The organism is Lacrimispora sp. BS-2, assembly GCF_040207125.1.
Lineage (GTDB): Bacteria > Bacillota > Clostridia > Lachnospirales > Lachnospiraceae > Lacrimispora.
Genome location: NZ_CP157940.1, coordinates 3,454,938 through 3,470,011, shown reverse-complemented (window position 1 = coordinate 3,470,011; position 15,074 = coordinate 3,454,938). Strand labels below are relative to the sequence as shown.

Genomic DNA, 15,074 nt, shown 5'->3' with positions numbered 1-15,074 from the left:
TGGATGATCATGCCCTTTTTCAAGGAGTTCCAAAGAAAAAATAATAAAAAAATTGTTACTCTCCAGGTACAAATCCCTTTCACAAAACAAGAATTCCTTGTAAAAAGGGTATTATCATCTGCCTCCTGCTTCCGAAAAAAGGGGAGCCTGACTATAGAGGCTGCCCTTGTCCTGCCCCTTTTTCTGTTTTTTATGGTGATCCTCATGCTTCCCATGGGGGTGATGAAGGAGGGGAGGCGCATTCAAACCGCCCTGGAGGCGGCAGGAGAGGAGGTAAGCCAGTATGCTTATGTATTGCATCGGCTTAAGCTGGGAGAAAGGCTGGAGGCCACTGGATTCGACGGCTTTTCAGAGGAGTTTTTAGACGGGCTGACAGAGGAGGGAATACTTCTCTATGTGAGAAAGCGGGTAGAGGGACGGACAGAGGTTGAACGGTTTGAATCAACATCTTTTGCACGTTCTGCTGTTTTAAGAGATGGAGAGACCATTGATCTGATCATGGATTACCGGGTCAAAATTCCTTTTTCCGTTTTTGGCTTAAGCAGTATACCCATGACAGCCAGATGCTGCCGCAGAGCCTGGATCGGTCAGGAGGGAGGAAGCAGCAGAAAAACAGGGCAGGATGATGAGCTTGTATACATTGGAAAGGCGAGTACGAGATACCACCGGCAGCGGACTTGTCATTATTTATACAATGACATAGAACAGATTCCATTTAAAAAAGTTGAGAATGCCCGTAATTTATCCGGTGGAAAATATAAGCCCTGCAGCAGATGCGGCAGATTTGCAGAGGGAAACGGCAGTGTATACATCATGCCGTCAGGAGAGCGGTATCACAGTGACAGGAACTGTTCCTCCATCATGGCATATGTGGAGGCTGTTCCATTATCCCAGGTCAGTCATCTGGGAGCGTGTTCGTACTGTTCACAATAGGGGGTGTCCTATGCTGGAAAGCATAAATAAAATATTATTTGGGGTATTTTTACTGGCGGCTGCCTGGGAAGACGGAAGAGAAAAGGCTGTCAGCGTGTGGCTTTTTAAGACGGCAGGCATAGCCGGAGTAATTCTGACTTTTTTACGGGGAGATATTGGAGCAGAACGGCTGTTAAGCTGTATGGTTGGGGTGGGACTCCTGCTCCTTAGCCGGTTAACAGGTGAGGCAATTGGCATGGGAGATGGCTGGTTTTTTGTAGTCAGCGGCCTTTTTTTAAGAGTACTTTTGAACCTGAAGTTATTGATCTATGGAATCTTTTTAAACGGTATCGTCTGTGGTGGAATTTGTCTTTTGGCCTGGCTGCGGGGAAGGGATGTAAAAAAGCAATCAGTACCCTTTCTTCCATTTCTGGTTCCTGTATGGATTGGACTGGTGATGCTGTGAAGGGAAAACTGCGGGGAAGCTATACTGTTGAAGCGGCTTTTATTATGGCAATTGTTTTATGGGCTCTAATGGTTTCTGTTCAGGCGGCTTACCGGCTGAGGGATGAAGTAGTGGGATCAATGGCACTGCAGGAATCTGTGCAAAGGCTGCGCCATAACGAAACCGAGCCGCCGGATGAAGCAGCGGTGTGGGCAGCCAAAAGGGCCGGGACCCCCTTTTCCTGGAAAAAATACGATTTTCAGATTAAGATGGCCGGAAACCCTGTAACAGGCAAAAAGGTGGAAGCCTGTGGAAGGGCGGGAACCTGGAAGCTGGAGATGGAACAGGGCGTGTTTGATCCGGAGAATTTTTTAAGGATGTTGACTCTCATCAATCAGGAGGAATGAAATGAAGGCAGCATACAGACGGGAAATGAAGCACAATTATTTAATCCTGGAACCAGAGGAAGCCGGATATGAAAGTTATGAAATACATATGATGGCGGCAAACAGGATAGAAGGATTGCTGAAATTCCATGTAAAGCAGGTGGATAACCGGAAGTTTTATTATTATGAGATCACTTCTAAGCAGCCTTTAAACAGAGTTCTTGAATGCCATAGCCTTGGAGGGGAGGAGCTTAAGAAGTTTATAGGAGATATTGGGCGGACTTTGGAGAAGCTGGAAGCTTATCTGCTTAAGGAAAAACAGATCCTTCTGGAACCGGAATATATTTATGTTGAACCGGAGCAGTTTACGGTTTCCCTTTGCCTTGTTCCTGGAAGTCAGGCAGGATTTCCGGGGGAAATGACTGAACTGCTTCGCTATCTTCTGGGTAAGGTCAACCATCAGGATAAAGAATGCGTAGTAATGGCTTATGGCCTTTATCAGGAAAGCCTTAAGGAAAATTACGGGATAAAGGACCTTCTTGAAATTGCCGGAAAAAATTGTGCAAGGAGAAACGAAAGCGATGAAAGTCTCCCCAAGCCGGAAGGAGACAACAAACCGGAAGAAAGCCATATCTCTCCTCAACCCTATTTTCTAAACCAGGAAATGGAAGAAAGGAATAGTTTTTTTAATATAAAAGAGAAAGGAGCTGTTCTTATTATCCCAATATTAGCCATGCTTGGCATAGCCGCAGCTTTATGGCTGGTTTTTGGCATGGAAGGGATCAGGAAATTCTGGTATGGGGTGCCTTTGGCCGGGGTTTTCTCAGTTTTAGCAGTTTTTACCGTATGGAAGAAAGAGTCCGGGCAGCTAAAGGAGATCATGGTAAAAAGGGAAGAGGGGGATCATCAGCCAGGGGCGGACTTTGACTGGCAAATGACGTTTGAAGAAGAAATAAAGGAAAAGGCGCCTAAACATGAAACTGGAGATGAGGAAGTAATTCAAACGGTCCTGTTGACCGATACAACGGCTGATAAAAACCTCCGGTATTTACGTGCGGTTGGCAGTGATGTGGAAGACATTGTAATTACTTATGTTCCCTTTTTAATTGGAAAGCAGGAAGGCATGGTTGACTGTGTCCTTACCGGAGAAGCCGTCAGCAGGATTCACGCCAGGATAGATCGGGAAGGAGAGGAATACCGTATCAGCGACTTAAATTCTACCAATGGAACGTCAGTCAATGGACGGTTATTAGAAACTAATGAGACAGTTGCTTTGAAAAAGGGAGATGAGGTTTTTATCGCAAATTTCCCGTTTATATTTACATAACATAAATCTTATTTTCCAAATTTTAAGCAGCGCCGGCCGTTTTTTATACCGATGTGCTGGTGGCATGATCTACCAATGGCATGATCGACTGGTGGAATGACTTACCGGTGGCATGATCTTTAGATGCCATGTTCTATAGGAAAAAGCAGTGGAACCTTATATACCTGTCAGGTGTCAAGCGCAAAGAAACATTTATAGCAGTTTATAAAGGCGGTATGGGAATGATATCCTACACCGCCTTAACATCGTTTACCAGCACATAATAATATGTATTGCCTTCTTCTACATAGCTTTGAAACACACCTGTTATTTCTATATCGCTTTCTTCTTCCGGATAATCATCCGGATAAGTATGATCCCCGTTCCAGATTAATTCCAGCCCTTGCTGACAGCAGGCAGTGGCATCGGCAATTATCAAAGCATAAAAGTTCTTATTTTTCGAATCCTGGTAAACCTGGAACATCCCTTGGGCTTTAATTGTTTTTCCCACATATTCTTCTGGCGATATCATTATATTGTATACCTCGGAAAAAACCATGGTGCTGCTTAGTTTTGTCAGATCAATATCAAATCCGGTATTATTCGTGGAGTCAGCCGGATAATCCTTAAGAGAACCGGCTTCGCTCTCCTGGAATTGCTCCGTGGCTGGCTCAAAGGAATCAGAAGGATAGGAATTGATGTCAAAGTCTTCAGCGCTCTCCGATTCGTTTTGTTCAGAGTCTGAGGTGCCATATTGACCGGAGTCTGTCCTATCCCCTTGTGGCAGCGACGGACCGGGAACAGTATCGGCGTTCTTCCCGCAGCCTGCTAATGCCAGGTTCACCATTAAAAGCAACAGAATTATTCCAAAGCTATGTCTCATCCCCTGACACCTCCCCAGATCCAACCAATGAGGGAGCATATGGAAAAGGCGGCGATATTGGCGGCAACAATGGTTGATCCCACCGGTGTTCCGGCCAGAATGGACGTTAGAATGCCCAGTACGGCGCAGAAAACGGAGAGGATTGCAGAACAAAGGATCACTGACTTAAAGTTTTTAAATAAACGCATTGCCGAGAGCGCCGGAAAGATGACTAAAGCGGAGATCAGCAGTGAGCCTACCAGATTCATGGCAAGTACAATGATAATGGCTGTGATGACAGCGATCAGAAGGTTATATTGGTCCGCTTTCGTGCCGGTGGCCTTTGCAAAGTCTTCATCAAAGGTGACCGCAAATATCTTATGGTAAAAAAGAAGGAATACGGCTATAACGACAACCGAAAGGGCGGCGCAAAGCCATACCTCAGTCTTTGTCAATGTCAGAATGGAGGTTGAGCCAAACAGGGTACTGCATACGTCTCCTGCCAGGTTGGCTGAGGTGGAAAAAATATTCATGAGCAGATAGCCCAGGGCCAGAGCGCCAACGGAAATCATTGCGACAGCCGCATCGCCCTTGATTTTTGCGTTTTGTCCGGTGCGAAGCAGAAGAATTGCACACACAATCGTGACCGGCAAAATGAGCAGCATCTGATTGGTCAGCTTCAACACTGTTGCAATTGCAATCCCTCCAAAGGCAACATGGGAAAGTCCGTCGCCGATAAAGGAAAATCGCTTTAACACCAGTGTAACCCCCAGCAGAGAGGAGCAGAGAGCGATCAATATTCCTACAATCAGCGCATAACGTACAAAAGGATATTCAAAATACAAGGCTAATTTTTCAATTAATGCACTCATGCTTCTTTGCCTCCATCCTGAGTTGAAAATGCTTTACCAATGCCGGTACTTAAATATTCGTCCTTTGTCCCGAAAAAACAGGGATTTCCCAAATGAAGGATATGGCTTGCATAGTTTACGGCGGCTCCAATATCATGAGATATCATAATAATGGTGATGCCTTCCTCATTTAAGTTACGGATTAATTCATACATCTCGGCAGTAGCCTTTGGATCAAGACCTGAAACAGGCTCGTCAAGCAGCAGCATTTTTCCGGCGGCGCACAGCGCCCGGGCCAGCAAAACCCGTTGCTGCTGGCCTCCGGACAATTCCCTGTAACACCGTCTGGATAAATGAGAGATCCCCATTTTCTCCATGTTTTCAAGGGAAAGCTGCTTTTCTTCCCGATTGTAATAGGGACGCAGCCCGCAGCGGTTTAAGCAGCCGGATAAGACGATTTCCCTGACTGAAGCAGGAAAATCCTTTTGCACGATTGTCTGCTGGGGCAGATATCCAAATCCCCCCGGCTGCAGGCTGTTTTCTATAACAATGCTTCCTTCAAGGGGAGTCAGAAGGTGCAGGATGGTTTTCATGAGCGTGCTTTTACCGGAGCCGTTTTCTCCCACAATACAGAGATAATCTCCGCTGTTTACGGAAAAGTCAAGTCCTTTCAGGACAGTTTTACCGTCATACCCAATGCTTAAGTTGTTGCATGTTAGCTGTGCCACTTTAATTCCTCCTCTTAATTTAATGTATCTTTCAGCACTTCCAGATTCGCCTCCATAATGGAAAGATAGGTGGCACCACTTTCTGCATCTCTGGAAGTGATGGATTGCATGGAATCCATGGAACGTATTGCCTGATTTTTGTCCTTTGTGTTTTGGACGATGGTTTCGGCGATTTTATGCTTAGTGCCTTCTATCGTGAGCACAGCGTTAAGACCTAATTCATCAACCTTTTTTGAAAGAAAGGCAATGGTCTCAAAGCTTGCTTCTGTTTCAGCCGAGCAGCCCACAAAAGCAGCATAATAGGTAAGTCCGTAATCATCTGCCAGATAGCGGAAGGGGAAACGGTCCCCAAACAGCACTGCATTCTGTTTTGCAGAGTTTACTGTCTGCTGGTAGCTTTCATCCAATTGATCCAGTTTTTTTTCATAGGCATCTGCGTTTGCGGAATAATCTGCAGCGTTTGCACTGTCGATTTCGCCCAGCTTTGATGCAATATGATTACATAAGGTTTTGGCATTTTTCAGTGACAGCCAGACGTGTTCGTCATATTCCGGGCCTTCATCGTGGCCCTCCTGGGCTTCTTCTTCCTCTGATTCCATTCCTTCAACGATTTCTTCCTCTTTGACCGTGTCGCCAAGAACTTCCAGGAGATTGACCACTACCATATCTTTGTTTTTGGCTTCCTTTAAGGCATCCTTTACCCAGTGGTCGGATTCGCCGCCCACATAGATAAACATATCGCAGTTTGAGATTTTGATGATATCATCCGCTGTCGGCTGATAGCTGTGCAGGTCCACGCCGCTATCCATAAGCATGGTGATTTCCCCATTGTTGCCATGGCTGCCGAGAATTTCTTTCACCCAATCGTATTCCGGGAAAATTGTGCATACCACGCTTAGTTTATGGTTGTTGCTGGTCTTTGTTGTTGCATTTGTGTTGGAGCAGGCAGTAAGGGCTCCCATTATCATAAGTCCTGCTGACAGGCAGGCGATTAATTTTTTCATTATTAAAACCTCCGGATAAATATTGATGATTAAAAATGGGCATAAGAATACAAGGAAGCATGGATCAATCGGTCTCTGCCACTAAATGGGCAGAATACTCCCTTGTGAAAGTCAATATTCAATTCGTCAGCTTTACCTTAAGAGAAACCAAAGTGTGTGAAGGGTTGCGGTGAAATACCTGAATCACTAAGATTACAAAAAAGTGAGCGGCCGCGAATACAGCAACAGCAGATGCAAGGCCTGTTCCAAGAGTATTCAGTGCCTGGACGCAGGCCTGAACTTCAAGACAGATGGGACAGTTTTCACCAATGCAGTTATGGCGGGTCTCAGCAGTAATAAAAAATACGGAAAAGAGCAGCATAAAAAGAACCGCCAGGGTAATAAGCCCGGCAAGCAGTTTTTTGTTTTTTGCCATGTCTCTTCCTCCTTTAAAACGATGAACACATCAGATACAGTTTTTGCAGATCCCGTATAGCACGGATTTCTCTTTTCTGATCTGGAATCCGTCGACTCTTGAAATGTCTTTCAGCATCCTGTCCGCAATGTGAGCATTCATATGAAATGTTCTTCCGCATTTTATGCAGTTCATATGAATACAATTACGGCAATCTTCTGAATGAATATACTGATAAAAGATCTCCCGGCTTCCTTCTTTTGTAAAGCGGTTGATCAGCCCCTTTTCCTGCAGATAAGTGAGATTACGGTACACCGCACTTAAACTGACAGAAGAACCGGAAAGGCTGTCTGCAATTTGTTTTGCGGAAAATTGCCTGTCAGGGTTTTCCTGCAAGAATGCGAAAAGCTGTTTTCTTTGTGCTGTCATATAGTTGGCCAAAGGGATCACTTCCTAATTTGCGAATTATTTGCAAATAAGTGTACTGCGGAATTGGAAGATTGTCAAGATAATTTGCGAATGTTTCGCATTTTTTGCCTATCAATGTTTCTTCCCTCTTTTTTAAGGGTTTTAGCTCCTTTCAGAACCCTTGCCTGGCAGGGAGGAATCTTAGAAAGCTTTTTAAAAACTGCCGTCCGGACTTTTAACGAAAAAATTTTCAGGAAGGAGTAAAATGGTGAAGTTTTTACCGCAAATTTCGCGTTTATATTTACATAATATGTCAGGCTGTGTTAAAATAAGCATAATATTTATCAAGGAGAGCGGCAATGAAAGACTTGTACAGGCGTAAGAAGGCATTTGTAAACGTTGGTTTAATCGCAATAAATGTCATCTATTTCCTATATCTGGAGCTGACAGGCTCCACGGAAAATACGCAGTTTATGGTGGCGCATGGAGCGATGTATGCTCCGCTTGTGTTGGAGGGAGGAGAGTATTTCCGGCTTCTCACTTCTGTTTTTATGCATTTTGGGATTAACCACATCATGAATAACATGCTCATTCTATTTATATTGGGTGATAATCTGGAAAGAGCACTGGGCCATATAAAATACCTGTTTTTCTATCTGCTTTGCGGAGTGGGTGCCAATGTGGTGTCCATGATTGTGAACCTTGGAGAATACCGGACTGTAGTCTCGGCAGGGGCGTCGGGCGCTATTTTTGGCGTGATCGGAGGCCTTTTATATGCGGTACTTATCAACCGCGGCCGGCTGGAGGACTTAAGTGCCAGACAGCTGGTAGTTGTGATTGCATGTTCCCTGTATTTTGGATTTACCAGCACAGGCGTAGATAATGCGGCCCATATTGGCGGGCTGCTTGTAGGCATTGTTATGGGGATTCTCCTTTACCGCAGGCCGAGAAGATGTCAGGATATGGAAATATGGGGATAATATAATTGGAAGGAGGTGAGCAAGTGAGGGAAGATAGTTGCATTTTCTGTAAGATTGCAAATGGTGTGATACCTTCTGAAACGATATACGAGGATGACACCTTTCGTGTGATCCTGGATTTAGGGCCAGCTTCCAGAGGCCATGCCTTGATTCTTCCAAAACAGCATTACAAAGATATCTGTAAGCTGGATGAAGAAACGGCAAAAAAGGTCCTCCCATTAGCGGCTAAAATAGGAAACGCCATGAAAAACTCATTAGGATGTGCCGGATTTAATGTTGTGCAGAATAATGGGAAAGAAGCAGGACAGACGGTTTTTCATTTTCATGTGCATTTGATTCCTCGTTATGAAGACGGGCCTATTATGGTTTCATGGGTGCAAAGCGAGGCAAATCCGGAAGAATTGACACAGACAGGAGCGGCTATAAGGAGCGCCCTGCAATCAGAGGGACATAATCAATGAGCATACATGAAGATGAAAATTTGCTGCTGCAGTCTATATACGGAGAATATCAGGGACTGCTCCGCAGGATAGCGAAAACACTCAATGTGCCAGACATGGAACTTGACGATGTGGTGCAGGAAACTTTTATTTCATATTTTGAAAATTATTCATTATCATGGACAGATACGCGAAAGAAAGGCATGCTGATTAAGATTTTAAAGCGTAAATCGATTGACTGCCTCCGTAAAAACGGCCATTATGAAAAGGTGAGCCTGGATGAGGGAGACGCGGTCAATGAGGTAGCAATGCTTACGAGATATGTGGTCACTGATCCTTTGGATGTAATCCTTGGAGAAGAAGCTCTTTTAAGGATAACCAGGGAGATTTCCAATATGAGAGAAGAGTGGAAGGAAATGGCTGTTCTTTATTTTCTGGAACAGCTTACCATTCCCGAAATTTGCGAAATCCTAAAAATTCCGGGAACGGTTTGCCGCTCCCGGATATATCGTACAAGAGTTTGCTTAAAAAAGATCCTCGGTCCTAATTTTCATGTGTAAAGATCAATTCTGAACCAGGGATTCGATCATATCAATGATGGTATCAACCGCATTGTATAATTCACTTTGCTCCATTTTTGAGATAAAAGCCTGCCGGTTGGCAAATGTTTCGGTGATGGTCTGCAAGAGAGAATCTCCGGTTAGGTTTTCTTCTTCCAGAAGGGAGCTGAAGCCCTGCTTTGCGAAGGATCTGGCATTTAAAATCTGATCTCCCCTGCTTGCGGCAGCGGAAAGAGGAATCAGAATGTTTGGTTTTCTAAGTGCGAGAATTTCACAGATGGAATTGGCTCCGGCTCTTGAAATCATAAGATCAGCAGCAGCAAAAAGATGTTTTAAAGGGGCGTCTACATATTCGTATTGTACATATCCTTCCGTTCCGATCAGGCTTTCATCCAGATTGCCTTTTCCGCAGATATGTATCACCTGATAATTTGCCAGCAGTTTCGGGAGAATTCCCCGTAAGGCAGTATTGACCGTTACGGAACCAAGACTTCCGCCAATGATCAGGATAACTGGCCGGTTTGCAGACAACTTTGCATATTTTAATCCTGTCATGCGATCCCCTTTTAAAAGCTCTTTCCGTATGGGAGAGCCTGTGAGTACAGCTTTCTCTTTTGGAAGATAAGGAAGGGTTTCCGGAAAATTGCAGCATACTTTTACAGCAGACGGAATACAAAGCCTGTTGGCAAGCCCTGGAGTCATATCTGATTCATGGATAATAACAGGTACCTTGCAGCGTTTTGCTGCCATCACCACGGGAACGGCTACAAAGCCTCCTTTTGAGAAAACCACATCCGGCTTGTAATTTTTTATCAGTTTCAATGCTTCCCCATATCCTTTTAATACACGGAAGGGATCAGAGAAGTTTTTTAAGTCAAAATACCGACGGAATTTACCGGAAGAAATGCCGTCATAGGGAATGCCGGCTCTCTTAATGAGCTGACTTTCGATTCCCTGGTATGATCCTATATAGTGAATATCGTAATTCCGCTCTTTTAATGAGGGGATTAAAGCCAGGTTCGGGGTAACATGGCCGGCTGTACCGCCGCCAGTTAAGATGATTTTTTTCATAAAGCGTTGCCTCCCAAATTCGATATACTATTATAGTAAACGTTAGCGATAAAAAGTCAACCCCAAAGCTTGTGGGAACTTAAGGATAACTTGTATTTAAGAGGTGTAACGTGGAGAAGGAGAGAAACCATGGAAAAAAATATTCTATTTTAAAACGGATGAAATTTTATGTATCGTCTCAGGAGAAATTAGAAGCCCATCTGCTTGATTATATGCAGGAGCATCCGGAATTAACACCTGAGCCTCCCACCCCTCCTCCAGGCGAATTTCAGAAAATTATGGCGGAGATTAACCGGCGGGGGGCGGAAACATTGGTAAGAAAGCAGCTGAGGGTATTGTATTACGGCAACAAATTTGTGGGTTCTCTGCAAAAGCCGTTTCTTATCGTAATGGTGGTCCTGATTATACTGGCCGCCTCCTCAATCGGTGCATCGGCAAAAAAGGCCCATGAGTACCGCTTAAAAGACCAGAATGCCAGTAAAAGCAGAAATGAGGTACTAAAAGAGGGCAAGATGTCAAATGCAAATGAAGAATTGAAAGAACATCTTGGGATCACGGTTTTAATGATTAATAATATGCCCCATAAAATGGAACGGTGAAATTTTATGGCAGAATACCCGGCGGAAAGGAGACAATCCTGAATCCCGCCGGGTATTTTGCATGTTCGGCTGTGGGAAAGCTTTGTTCATGGGATAAGGATTACCGGAGCAATGCTGCCTCCCATTCCTTTTCCTTAAAGCCAACCAGTACGAAATCTTTGCCAATGATTAAGGGACGCCTGACCAGCATTCCATCAGTTGCCAGGAGATCGATCTGCTCTTTTTCACTCATGCCGGGCAAAAGCTCTTTTAAATTCTTTTCCTTGTAGAGGATTCCGCTGGTATTAAAGAACCGCTTCATGGGAAGGCCGCTTCTTTTGATCCAGTCTGCAAGCTCTGTGGCGTTTGGGTTCTCTTCTTTAATGTTTCTGGAGTCATATGCTATTTCATGGGCATCCAACCACTTATTTGCATTTTTGCAGGTACTGCAGGGGGGATATTGTAAAAATAAAACGTTCATATCTGTACATCTCCTTTCGGTTAATGGGGTGAGTCCGCACTGCTCATTGCTTTCGTGGATAGTTTACCTCAAAATGCCTTGAATGAAAAGGAAAGAATTAGAATAAACTATAACAATCATGGGTTTTCAGGTGAAAATATGAAATTTTTATTATTTCTGTCGGAAGCGGCAGTGCCGCTTATCATTTTTTACATGGTAGGCTTTGGCATATTGTCCAAACGTCCGGTTTTTGATGATTTTATAGATGGGGCTAAGGATGGAATGAAAACAGTGGCAGGAATCATGCCTACACTCATCGGGCTTATGACTGCGGTGGGGGTGCTACGGGCTTCCGGCTTTCTGGATTTTCTTGCAAAATGCCTGACAAAGCCGGCTGCTTTCTTTTTTCTTCCCGCACCGGTTGTACCGGTTATTTTAGTGCGCCTGATATCAAACTCAGCAGCAACAGGGCTTGTGCTTGATATTTTTAAGAAATATGGAACTGACTCCTATATCGGTATGCTGACCTCCGTGATCATGAGCTGCACAGAGACCTTATTTTACTGTTTAAGCATCTATTTTGGAACCGTAAAGATCAAAAAAACCCGGTATACTCTAGGCGGTGCATTGGCCGCAACAGTGGCAGGAATTGCTGCCAGCGTCATCATATCCCGTTTTCTGGTATAAAAGGTATTTTTTTATTTCGATTTTAAGAATTTCATAAGAATTCAGGTGGTTGTCTTGGGATACATAATCATGTATAATTACGAAGAAGCTTTTATTGTCATATGTGAAGGGGATAAACGTGGATACTTACGGGACTCTTAACGAAGTTTTGGTAAGACTGTTTCGGGATATTATGGATATAGAACAACAGGCTATCATTACACAGGAATTTAACAACATTACAAATAATGATATGCATGTGATCGAGGCCATTGGTATTGGAGAGCCAAAGAATATGTCGGCCATAGCCAGGGAACTGTCTGTTACGGTCGGTACGTTGACCATTGCCATGAACAGTCTTGTAAAGAAGGGGTATGTGACCCGTCAGCGAGGAAAAGAGGACCGGCGTGTTGTATATATCTCTCTTTCAGAAAAAGGGAAAGAAGCCTATGAGCACCATGCCAGATTTCATCAGGAGATGATCGCCGGCGCTGTTGCAGGCTTAAGTGAAAATGAGATAGAAGTTTTGATCAAAGCTCTGACCAAGTTAAACCTGTGGTTTCGGAGCCTTTAACAGAATTTAAGGAGGCAATTTGCAATTATGAAAAAATTCATCGTGTTTTTAATGAGCGCAATGATGATGATGTCCTTAGCGGCATGTGCGCCAACACAGCCTAAGATGGAGACCACAGCACCTGGTCCTGATGTGATGGGGCCAACGGGAGGAGCCAGTGATAAAGTTCCTGATCCTAACGCAGAGCCTATGGAGATCATTTCCGTATACAGCCGGAATGATGATGCCACCGGTTTAAATCAGGCGATGGATGCAGTATCTGAACTGACGGCAGATGCCATGGTGGACAAGCTGATTGAATACGGCGTATTAGAGGAAGATACAAAGGTTCTGAAATTTGAAGAGAAAGATGGAACTGCCACTCTTGATTTATCTAAGATGCCGGAAAAGGATTCAACTGAGGATTTACTTACCCTGACAGCGGTTGGTAATACCTTTATCGAAAATTTTGAACTTGATAAATTAAAGCTTCTTGTTAATGGAAAGAATTATTCCAATGATCAGATCAAGCAGGGAGATAGTGACTATCTGGAATATGTTAAGAATTATAAGAAAATAAAATAAAGACAAAAAAAGGGCAGAAGCGGCATATTTCAAGCTTCTGCTCTTTTAAATTTATGGGTTTCTTAACTGTTTTGACAGCCAGCTGCGGAACGCAGGCTGGATGACAGAAAACGGAGCAGGACCAATATCAAGCAAAAAGGCGTGGAAATCTTTCAAATTAAAATCATCCTTTAAGATCTTCTTAGCGGTGTTCCGCATTTCCATAATCTCCATATATCCCACGTAGTATTCCATATAATTGGTGGGATTTTCGATCAGGCTGGAGTAAATGGAATCTGCAATATCTGTTTTCTCAATATTATAAAACGTGCCAAGGTATTTGGCTGTCTGCTCTTTATCCCAGCCCTCATAATTGATGCAAATATCCAGATATGCATAGATGCCCAGGGTAACGGCAGTATTATGTGCCAGAAGCTCACCAAGCTCCGGAGGAAGTCCGTTATCTAAGGTGTAGGAGTAAAACTCCACATAGGTGGCCCAGCCTTCCGAATAACTGGAAAAGGAGAGGATGCTTCTTAAGTCGTTAGGTTTCTTGCTTAAAAAATAAACATTTTGATATAAATGTCCCGGATAGCCTTCATGAGCCAGGGTAGTGTATAGGTCATCATTTTGAAAACGCGGGTTACCGTTGATGTAAATGACGTTATCCTCATAACGGTCCAGAGGAGGAACCAGGTAAAAGGCGGGGCTTAAAGATGCCTCCAGGGAACTGGGAACGTATTTTACCGTATGGTTGCAGGGCGGAAGCTCAGGAAAATCCTTTGAAATCTGAGATTTTAAAGATTCCAGGATCTCTTCCGGCTTGGTATAACTAAAGGAATAGTTCTCAAGGTGATCCAGCACTTCCGGATGCTCCTTTGTAATCTGTCCTATGGCCTGGATATCGGAGTTTAACTGTTTTTCAATTGCCTTTGTCAGGCTTCGGATGGAATCATAGGAGGTTCCGGTGTTGGATTTCACCAGGTATTCAAAATATTCCTTTCCTTTGGGATACCAGGATAGGCCCTTGTCATTGGTCCCGGTTCCCATAAGGGCGGTGATGCCGTTGATAAGATTTTTATAGGCAGGTATAAAATGCTCTTCCAGTACTTTTAGATTCTTTTCTTTATAGGAAGCTTTTTCTTCCGCGGTTAAATCCGTAAGGGCATCCACCCGGGTGTTGAAGGTGTCTGCAAGGAAGCTGTGGTCAGGCTGGATCAAATATGCCTCACAGGACTTTAATAAATGGTCTGCGGAAGCGTCAGACATAAAAAGGCCGGCTTCTGATTTTTGCTTTTCAAACTCCAGGATCTGCCCATAATAATTATCAATGGTAGAAAGCAGCGCAAGATAGTGGTCCACATCATCCCGGGTGTAAAAGGCATATTCTGAGAACAGGATGGGAAGCTGTGCCTGGATTCCGATGGTGGTTGTTAAAGGCTGGGCATAAAGCTCCAGGCCATCAGAGCTTAGTTCTGTTTCTATGTAGGAGCGGAGAATCTGCCAGGTAAGCCGCTGTTCGTCGGTCAACTGGCGGGGATTAAAACCATCCAGATTCTTTTTTAATTCCAAAAGGTCTTTTGTTCCCTGTTTCATTTTTTCCAGAGAAAAATCCCCCAGGGTCAAAGGAACTGTGTCAAATCCCCGGGAAGCCGGATCTGCAATGCTGAAATGGAAGCTGATTCCGGATTCACTGATCTCGTCACGAAACAGGTCATTTGTAAATTGATCAAACTTGTTTTGAGCGGATAAATCCCTGGCATGGTATTGTTCGTACCCGCTCCATGAAGACGATGCAGGCGATTTATTGGTGGGTGCACAGGCACAAAGCAGGGAAACAGCCAGTATGATGGAAAGAAAACGGCGGCCCTGTTTCAAAACGATGTTCTTCATATATGATTCCTCC

At 44.1% G+C, this 15,074-nt stretch carries 20 protein-coding genes; 11 read left to right on the top strand and 9 right to left on the bottom strand.

All coding sequences use genetic code 11. The features are described from left to right. Window positions 1–9 precede the first annotated feature (9 nt). From ABFV83_RS16370 to ABFV83_RS16355, 4 genes are read left to right on the top strand one after another with little or no spacing between them, the layout of a single operon-like run. A complete protein-coding gene (locus tag ABFV83_RS16370; protein ID WP_349945303.1) occupies window positions 10–933 on the top strand; it encodes a hypothetical protein in 924 nt (307 codons plus the stop codon). Between the two features lie 10 nt (window positions 934–943). Next, a complete protein-coding gene (locus ABFV83_RS16365; protein ID WP_349945301.1) occupies window positions 944–1,378 on the top strand; it encodes a prepilin peptidase in 435 nt (144 codons plus the stop codon). Continuing rightward, on the top strand, window positions 1,375–1,764 hold the full coding sequence (locus ABFV83_RS16360; protein ID WP_349945300.1) for a hypothetical protein: 390 nt from the start codon (window positions 1,375–1,377) through the stop codon (window positions 1,762–1,764). The genes ABFV83_RS16365 and ABFV83_RS16360 overlap by 4 nt, the downstream gene beginning before the upstream one ends. 1 nt (window position 1,765) lies before the next feature. Next, window positions 1,766–3,070 carry a DUF6382 domain-containing protein gene (locus ABFV83_RS16355; protein WP_349945298.1) on the top strand — a complete coding sequence of 435 codons (1,305 nt, stop codon included), beginning with the start codon at window positions 1,766–1,768 and terminating at the stop codon, window positions 3,068–3,070. A 229-nt stretch (window positions 3,071–3,299) separates the two neighbouring features. Here the strand turns inward: ABFV83_RS16355 and ABFV83_RS16350 are convergent, their stop codons facing one another. The 6 genes from ABFV83_RS16350 to ABFV83_RS16325 form a co-directional block, all read right to left on the bottom strand. Then, entirely contained in the window at window positions 3,300–3,932 is a 633-nt protein-coding gene (locus tag ABFV83_RS16350; RefSeq protein WP_349945297.1) for a hypothetical protein, read from the bottom strand. Next, on the bottom strand, window positions 3,929–4,783 hold the full coding sequence (locus tag ABFV83_RS16345) for a metal ABC transporter permease (RefSeq protein ID WP_349945295.1): 855 nt from the start codon (window positions 4,781–4,783) through the stop codon (window positions 3,929–3,931). The genes ABFV83_RS16350 and ABFV83_RS16345 overlap by 4 nt, the downstream gene beginning before the upstream one ends. Continuing rightward, complete coding sequence (locus ABFV83_RS16340) at window positions 4,780–5,490, bottom strand: ABC transporter ATP-binding protein (protein ID WP_349945293.1); 711 nt, start codon at window positions 5,488–5,490, stop codon at window positions 4,780–4,782. The genes ABFV83_RS16345 and ABFV83_RS16340 overlap by 4 nt, the downstream gene beginning before the upstream one ends. Window positions 5,491–5,504: 14 nt before the next feature. Beyond that, window positions 5,505–6,494 (bottom strand): metal ABC transporter substrate-binding protein, encoded by a 990-nt coding sequence (locus ABFV83_RS16335; protein WP_349945291.1) that lies wholly within the window; start codon window positions 6,492–6,494, stop codon window positions 5,505–5,507. Window positions 6,495–6,612: 118 nt separating this feature from the next. Continuing rightward, window positions 6,613–6,909 carry a hypothetical protein gene (locus ABFV83_RS16330; protein ID WP_349945289.1) on the bottom strand — a complete coding sequence of 99 codons (297 nt, stop codon included), beginning with the start codon at window positions 6,907–6,909 and terminating at the stop codon, window positions 6,613–6,615. 30 nt (window positions 6,910–6,939) lie between these two features. Next, window positions 6,940–7,329: a transcriptional repressor gene (locus tag ABFV83_RS16325; protein WP_349945287.1), complete on the bottom strand. Its 390-nt coding sequence runs from the start codon at window positions 7,327–7,329 to the stop codon at window positions 6,940–6,942. A 326-nt stretch (window positions 7,330–7,655) separates the two neighbouring features. Here ABFV83_RS16325 and ABFV83_RS16320 point away from each other — a divergent pair, with 326 nt between their 5' ends. From ABFV83_RS16320 to ABFV83_RS16310, 3 genes are read left to right on the top strand one after another with little or no spacing between them, the layout of a single operon-like run. Further along, window positions 7,656–8,276, top strand: coding sequence for a rhomboid family intramembrane serine protease (locus ABFV83_RS16320; protein ID WP_349945285.1), 621 nt, complete (start codon window positions 7,656–7,658; stop codon window positions 8,274–8,276). Between the two features lie 23 nt (window positions 8,277–8,299). Further along, the gene (locus ABFV83_RS16315) at window positions 8,300–8,737 is read left to right on the top strand and encodes an HIT family protein (RefSeq protein ID WP_349945283.1); all 438 of its coding nucleotides are present in this window, start codon (window positions 8,300–8,302) and stop codon (window positions 8,735–8,737) included. Beyond that, window positions 8,734–9,276, top strand: a complete 543-nt coding sequence (locus ABFV83_RS16310; RefSeq protein WP_349945282.1) for a sigma-70 family RNA polymerase sigma factor — start codon at window positions 8,734–8,736, stop codon at window positions 9,274–9,276. Before ABFV83_RS16315 ends, ABFV83_RS16310 begins: the two co-directional genes overlap by 4 nt. Before the next feature lie 3 nt (window positions 9,277–9,279). Here ABFV83_RS16310 and ABFV83_RS16305 read toward each other — a convergent pair whose 3' ends face one another. After that, window positions 9,280–10,347 (bottom strand): undecaprenyldiphospho-muramoylpentapeptide beta-N-acetylglucosaminyltransferase, encoded by a 1,068-nt coding sequence (locus ABFV83_RS16305; protein WP_349945281.1) that lies wholly within the window; start codon window positions 10,345–10,347, stop codon window positions 9,280–9,282. Window positions 10,348–10,457: 110 nt separating this feature from the next. Here ABFV83_RS16305 and ABFV83_RS16300 point away from each other — a divergent pair, with 110 nt between their 5' ends. Beyond that, window positions 10,458–10,946 (top strand): hypothetical protein, encoded by a 489-nt coding sequence (locus ABFV83_RS16300; protein ID WP_349945280.1) that lies wholly within the window; start codon window positions 10,458–10,460, stop codon window positions 10,944–10,946. A gap of 100 nt (window positions 10,947–11,046) precedes the next feature. Here the strand turns inward: ABFV83_RS16300 and ABFV83_RS16295 are convergent, their stop codons facing one another. Next, on the bottom strand, window positions 11,047–11,406 hold the full coding sequence (locus tag ABFV83_RS16295; protein WP_349945279.1) for an arsenate reductase family protein: 360 nt from the start codon (window positions 11,404–11,406) through the stop codon (window positions 11,047–11,049). A 138-nt stretch (window positions 11,407–11,544) separates the two neighbouring features. Between ABFV83_RS16295 and ABFV83_RS16290 the strand changes: the two genes are divergently transcribed. From ABFV83_RS16290 to ABFV83_RS16280, 3 genes are all read left to right on the top strand, one after another. Then, window positions 11,545–12,072 carry a spore maturation protein gene (locus ABFV83_RS16290; RefSeq protein WP_349945278.1) on the top strand — a complete coding sequence of 176 codons (528 nt, stop codon included), beginning with the start codon at window positions 11,545–11,547 and terminating at the stop codon, window positions 12,070–12,072. 103 nt (window positions 12,073–12,175) lie between these two features. Beyond that, on the top strand, window positions 12,176–12,625 hold the full coding sequence (locus ABFV83_RS16285; protein WP_054739937.1) for a MarR family transcriptional regulator: 450 nt from the start codon (window positions 12,176–12,178) through the stop codon (window positions 12,623–12,625). 27 nt (window positions 12,626–12,652) lie between these two features. Further along, entirely contained in the window at window positions 12,653–13,189 is a 537-nt protein-coding gene (locus ABFV83_RS16280) for a GerMN domain-containing protein (RefSeq protein ID WP_349945276.1), read from the top strand. 51 nt (window positions 13,190–13,240) lie between these two features. On the opposite strand, the gene ABFV83_RS16275 is transcribed toward ABFV83_RS16280, so the two are convergent. Beyond that, window positions 13,241–15,061, bottom strand: a complete 1,821-nt coding sequence (locus tag ABFV83_RS16275) for a DUF885 domain-containing protein (protein WP_349945274.1) — start codon at window positions 15,059–15,061, stop codon at window positions 13,241–13,243. Window positions 15,062–15,074 lie beyond the last annotated feature (13 nt).

Excerpts from the sequence above, each read along its gene's own strand:
- ABFV83_RS16370 (WP_349945303.1), top strand. The coding sequence starts at position 10 with ATGCCCTTTTTCAAGGAGTTCCAAAGAAAAAATAATAAAAAAATTGTT.
- ABFV83_RS16365 (WP_349945301.1), top strand. The coding sequence starts at position 944 with ATGCTGGAAAGCATAAATAAAATATTATTTGGGGTATTTTTACTGGCG.
- ABFV83_RS16355 (WP_349945298.1), top strand. The coding sequence starts at position 1,766 with ATGAAGGCAGCATACAGACGGGAAATGAAGCACAATTATTTAATCCTG.
- ABFV83_RS16350 (WP_349945297.1), bottom strand. The coding sequence starts at position 3,932 with ATGAGACATAGCTTTGGAATAATTCTGTTGCTTTTAATGGTGAACCTG.
- ABFV83_RS16345 (WP_349945295.1), bottom strand. The coding sequence starts at position 4,783 with ATGAGTGCATTAATTGAAAAATTAGCCTTGTATTTTGAATATCCTTTT.
- ABFV83_RS16335 (WP_349945291.1), bottom strand. The coding sequence starts at position 6,494 with ATGAAAAAATTAATCGCCTGCCTGTCAGCAGGACTTATGATAATGGGA.
- ABFV83_RS16330 (WP_349945289.1), bottom strand. The coding sequence starts at position 6,909 with ATGGCAAAAAACAAAAAACTGCTTGCCGGGCTTATTACCCTGGCGGTT.
- ABFV83_RS16320 (WP_349945285.1), top strand. The coding sequence starts at position 7,656 with ATGAAAGACTTGTACAGGCGTAAGAAGGCATTTGTAAACGTTGGTTTA.
- ABFV83_RS16310 (WP_349945282.1), top strand. The coding sequence starts at position 8,734 with ATGAGCATACATGAAGATGAAAATTTGCTGCTGCAGTCTATATACGGA.
- ABFV83_RS16305 (WP_349945281.1), bottom strand. The coding sequence starts at position 10,347 with ATGAAAAAAATCATCTTAACTGGCGGCGGTACAGCCGGCCATGTTACC.
- ABFV83_RS16295 (WP_349945279.1), bottom strand. The coding sequence starts at position 11,406 with ATGAACGTTTTATTTTTACAATATCCCCCCTGCAGTACCTGCAAAAAT.
- ABFV83_RS16290 (WP_349945278.1), top strand. The coding sequence starts at position 11,545 with ATGAAATTTTTATTATTTCTGTCGGAAGCGGCAGTGCCGCTTATCATT.
- ABFV83_RS16280 (WP_349945276.1), top strand. The coding sequence starts at position 12,653 with ATGAAAAAATTCATCGTGTTTTTAATGAGCGCAATGATGATGATGTCC.
- ABFV83_RS16275 (WP_349945274.1), bottom strand. The coding sequence starts at position 15,061 with ATGAAGAACATCGTTTTGAAACAGGGCCGCCGTTTTCTTTCCATCATA.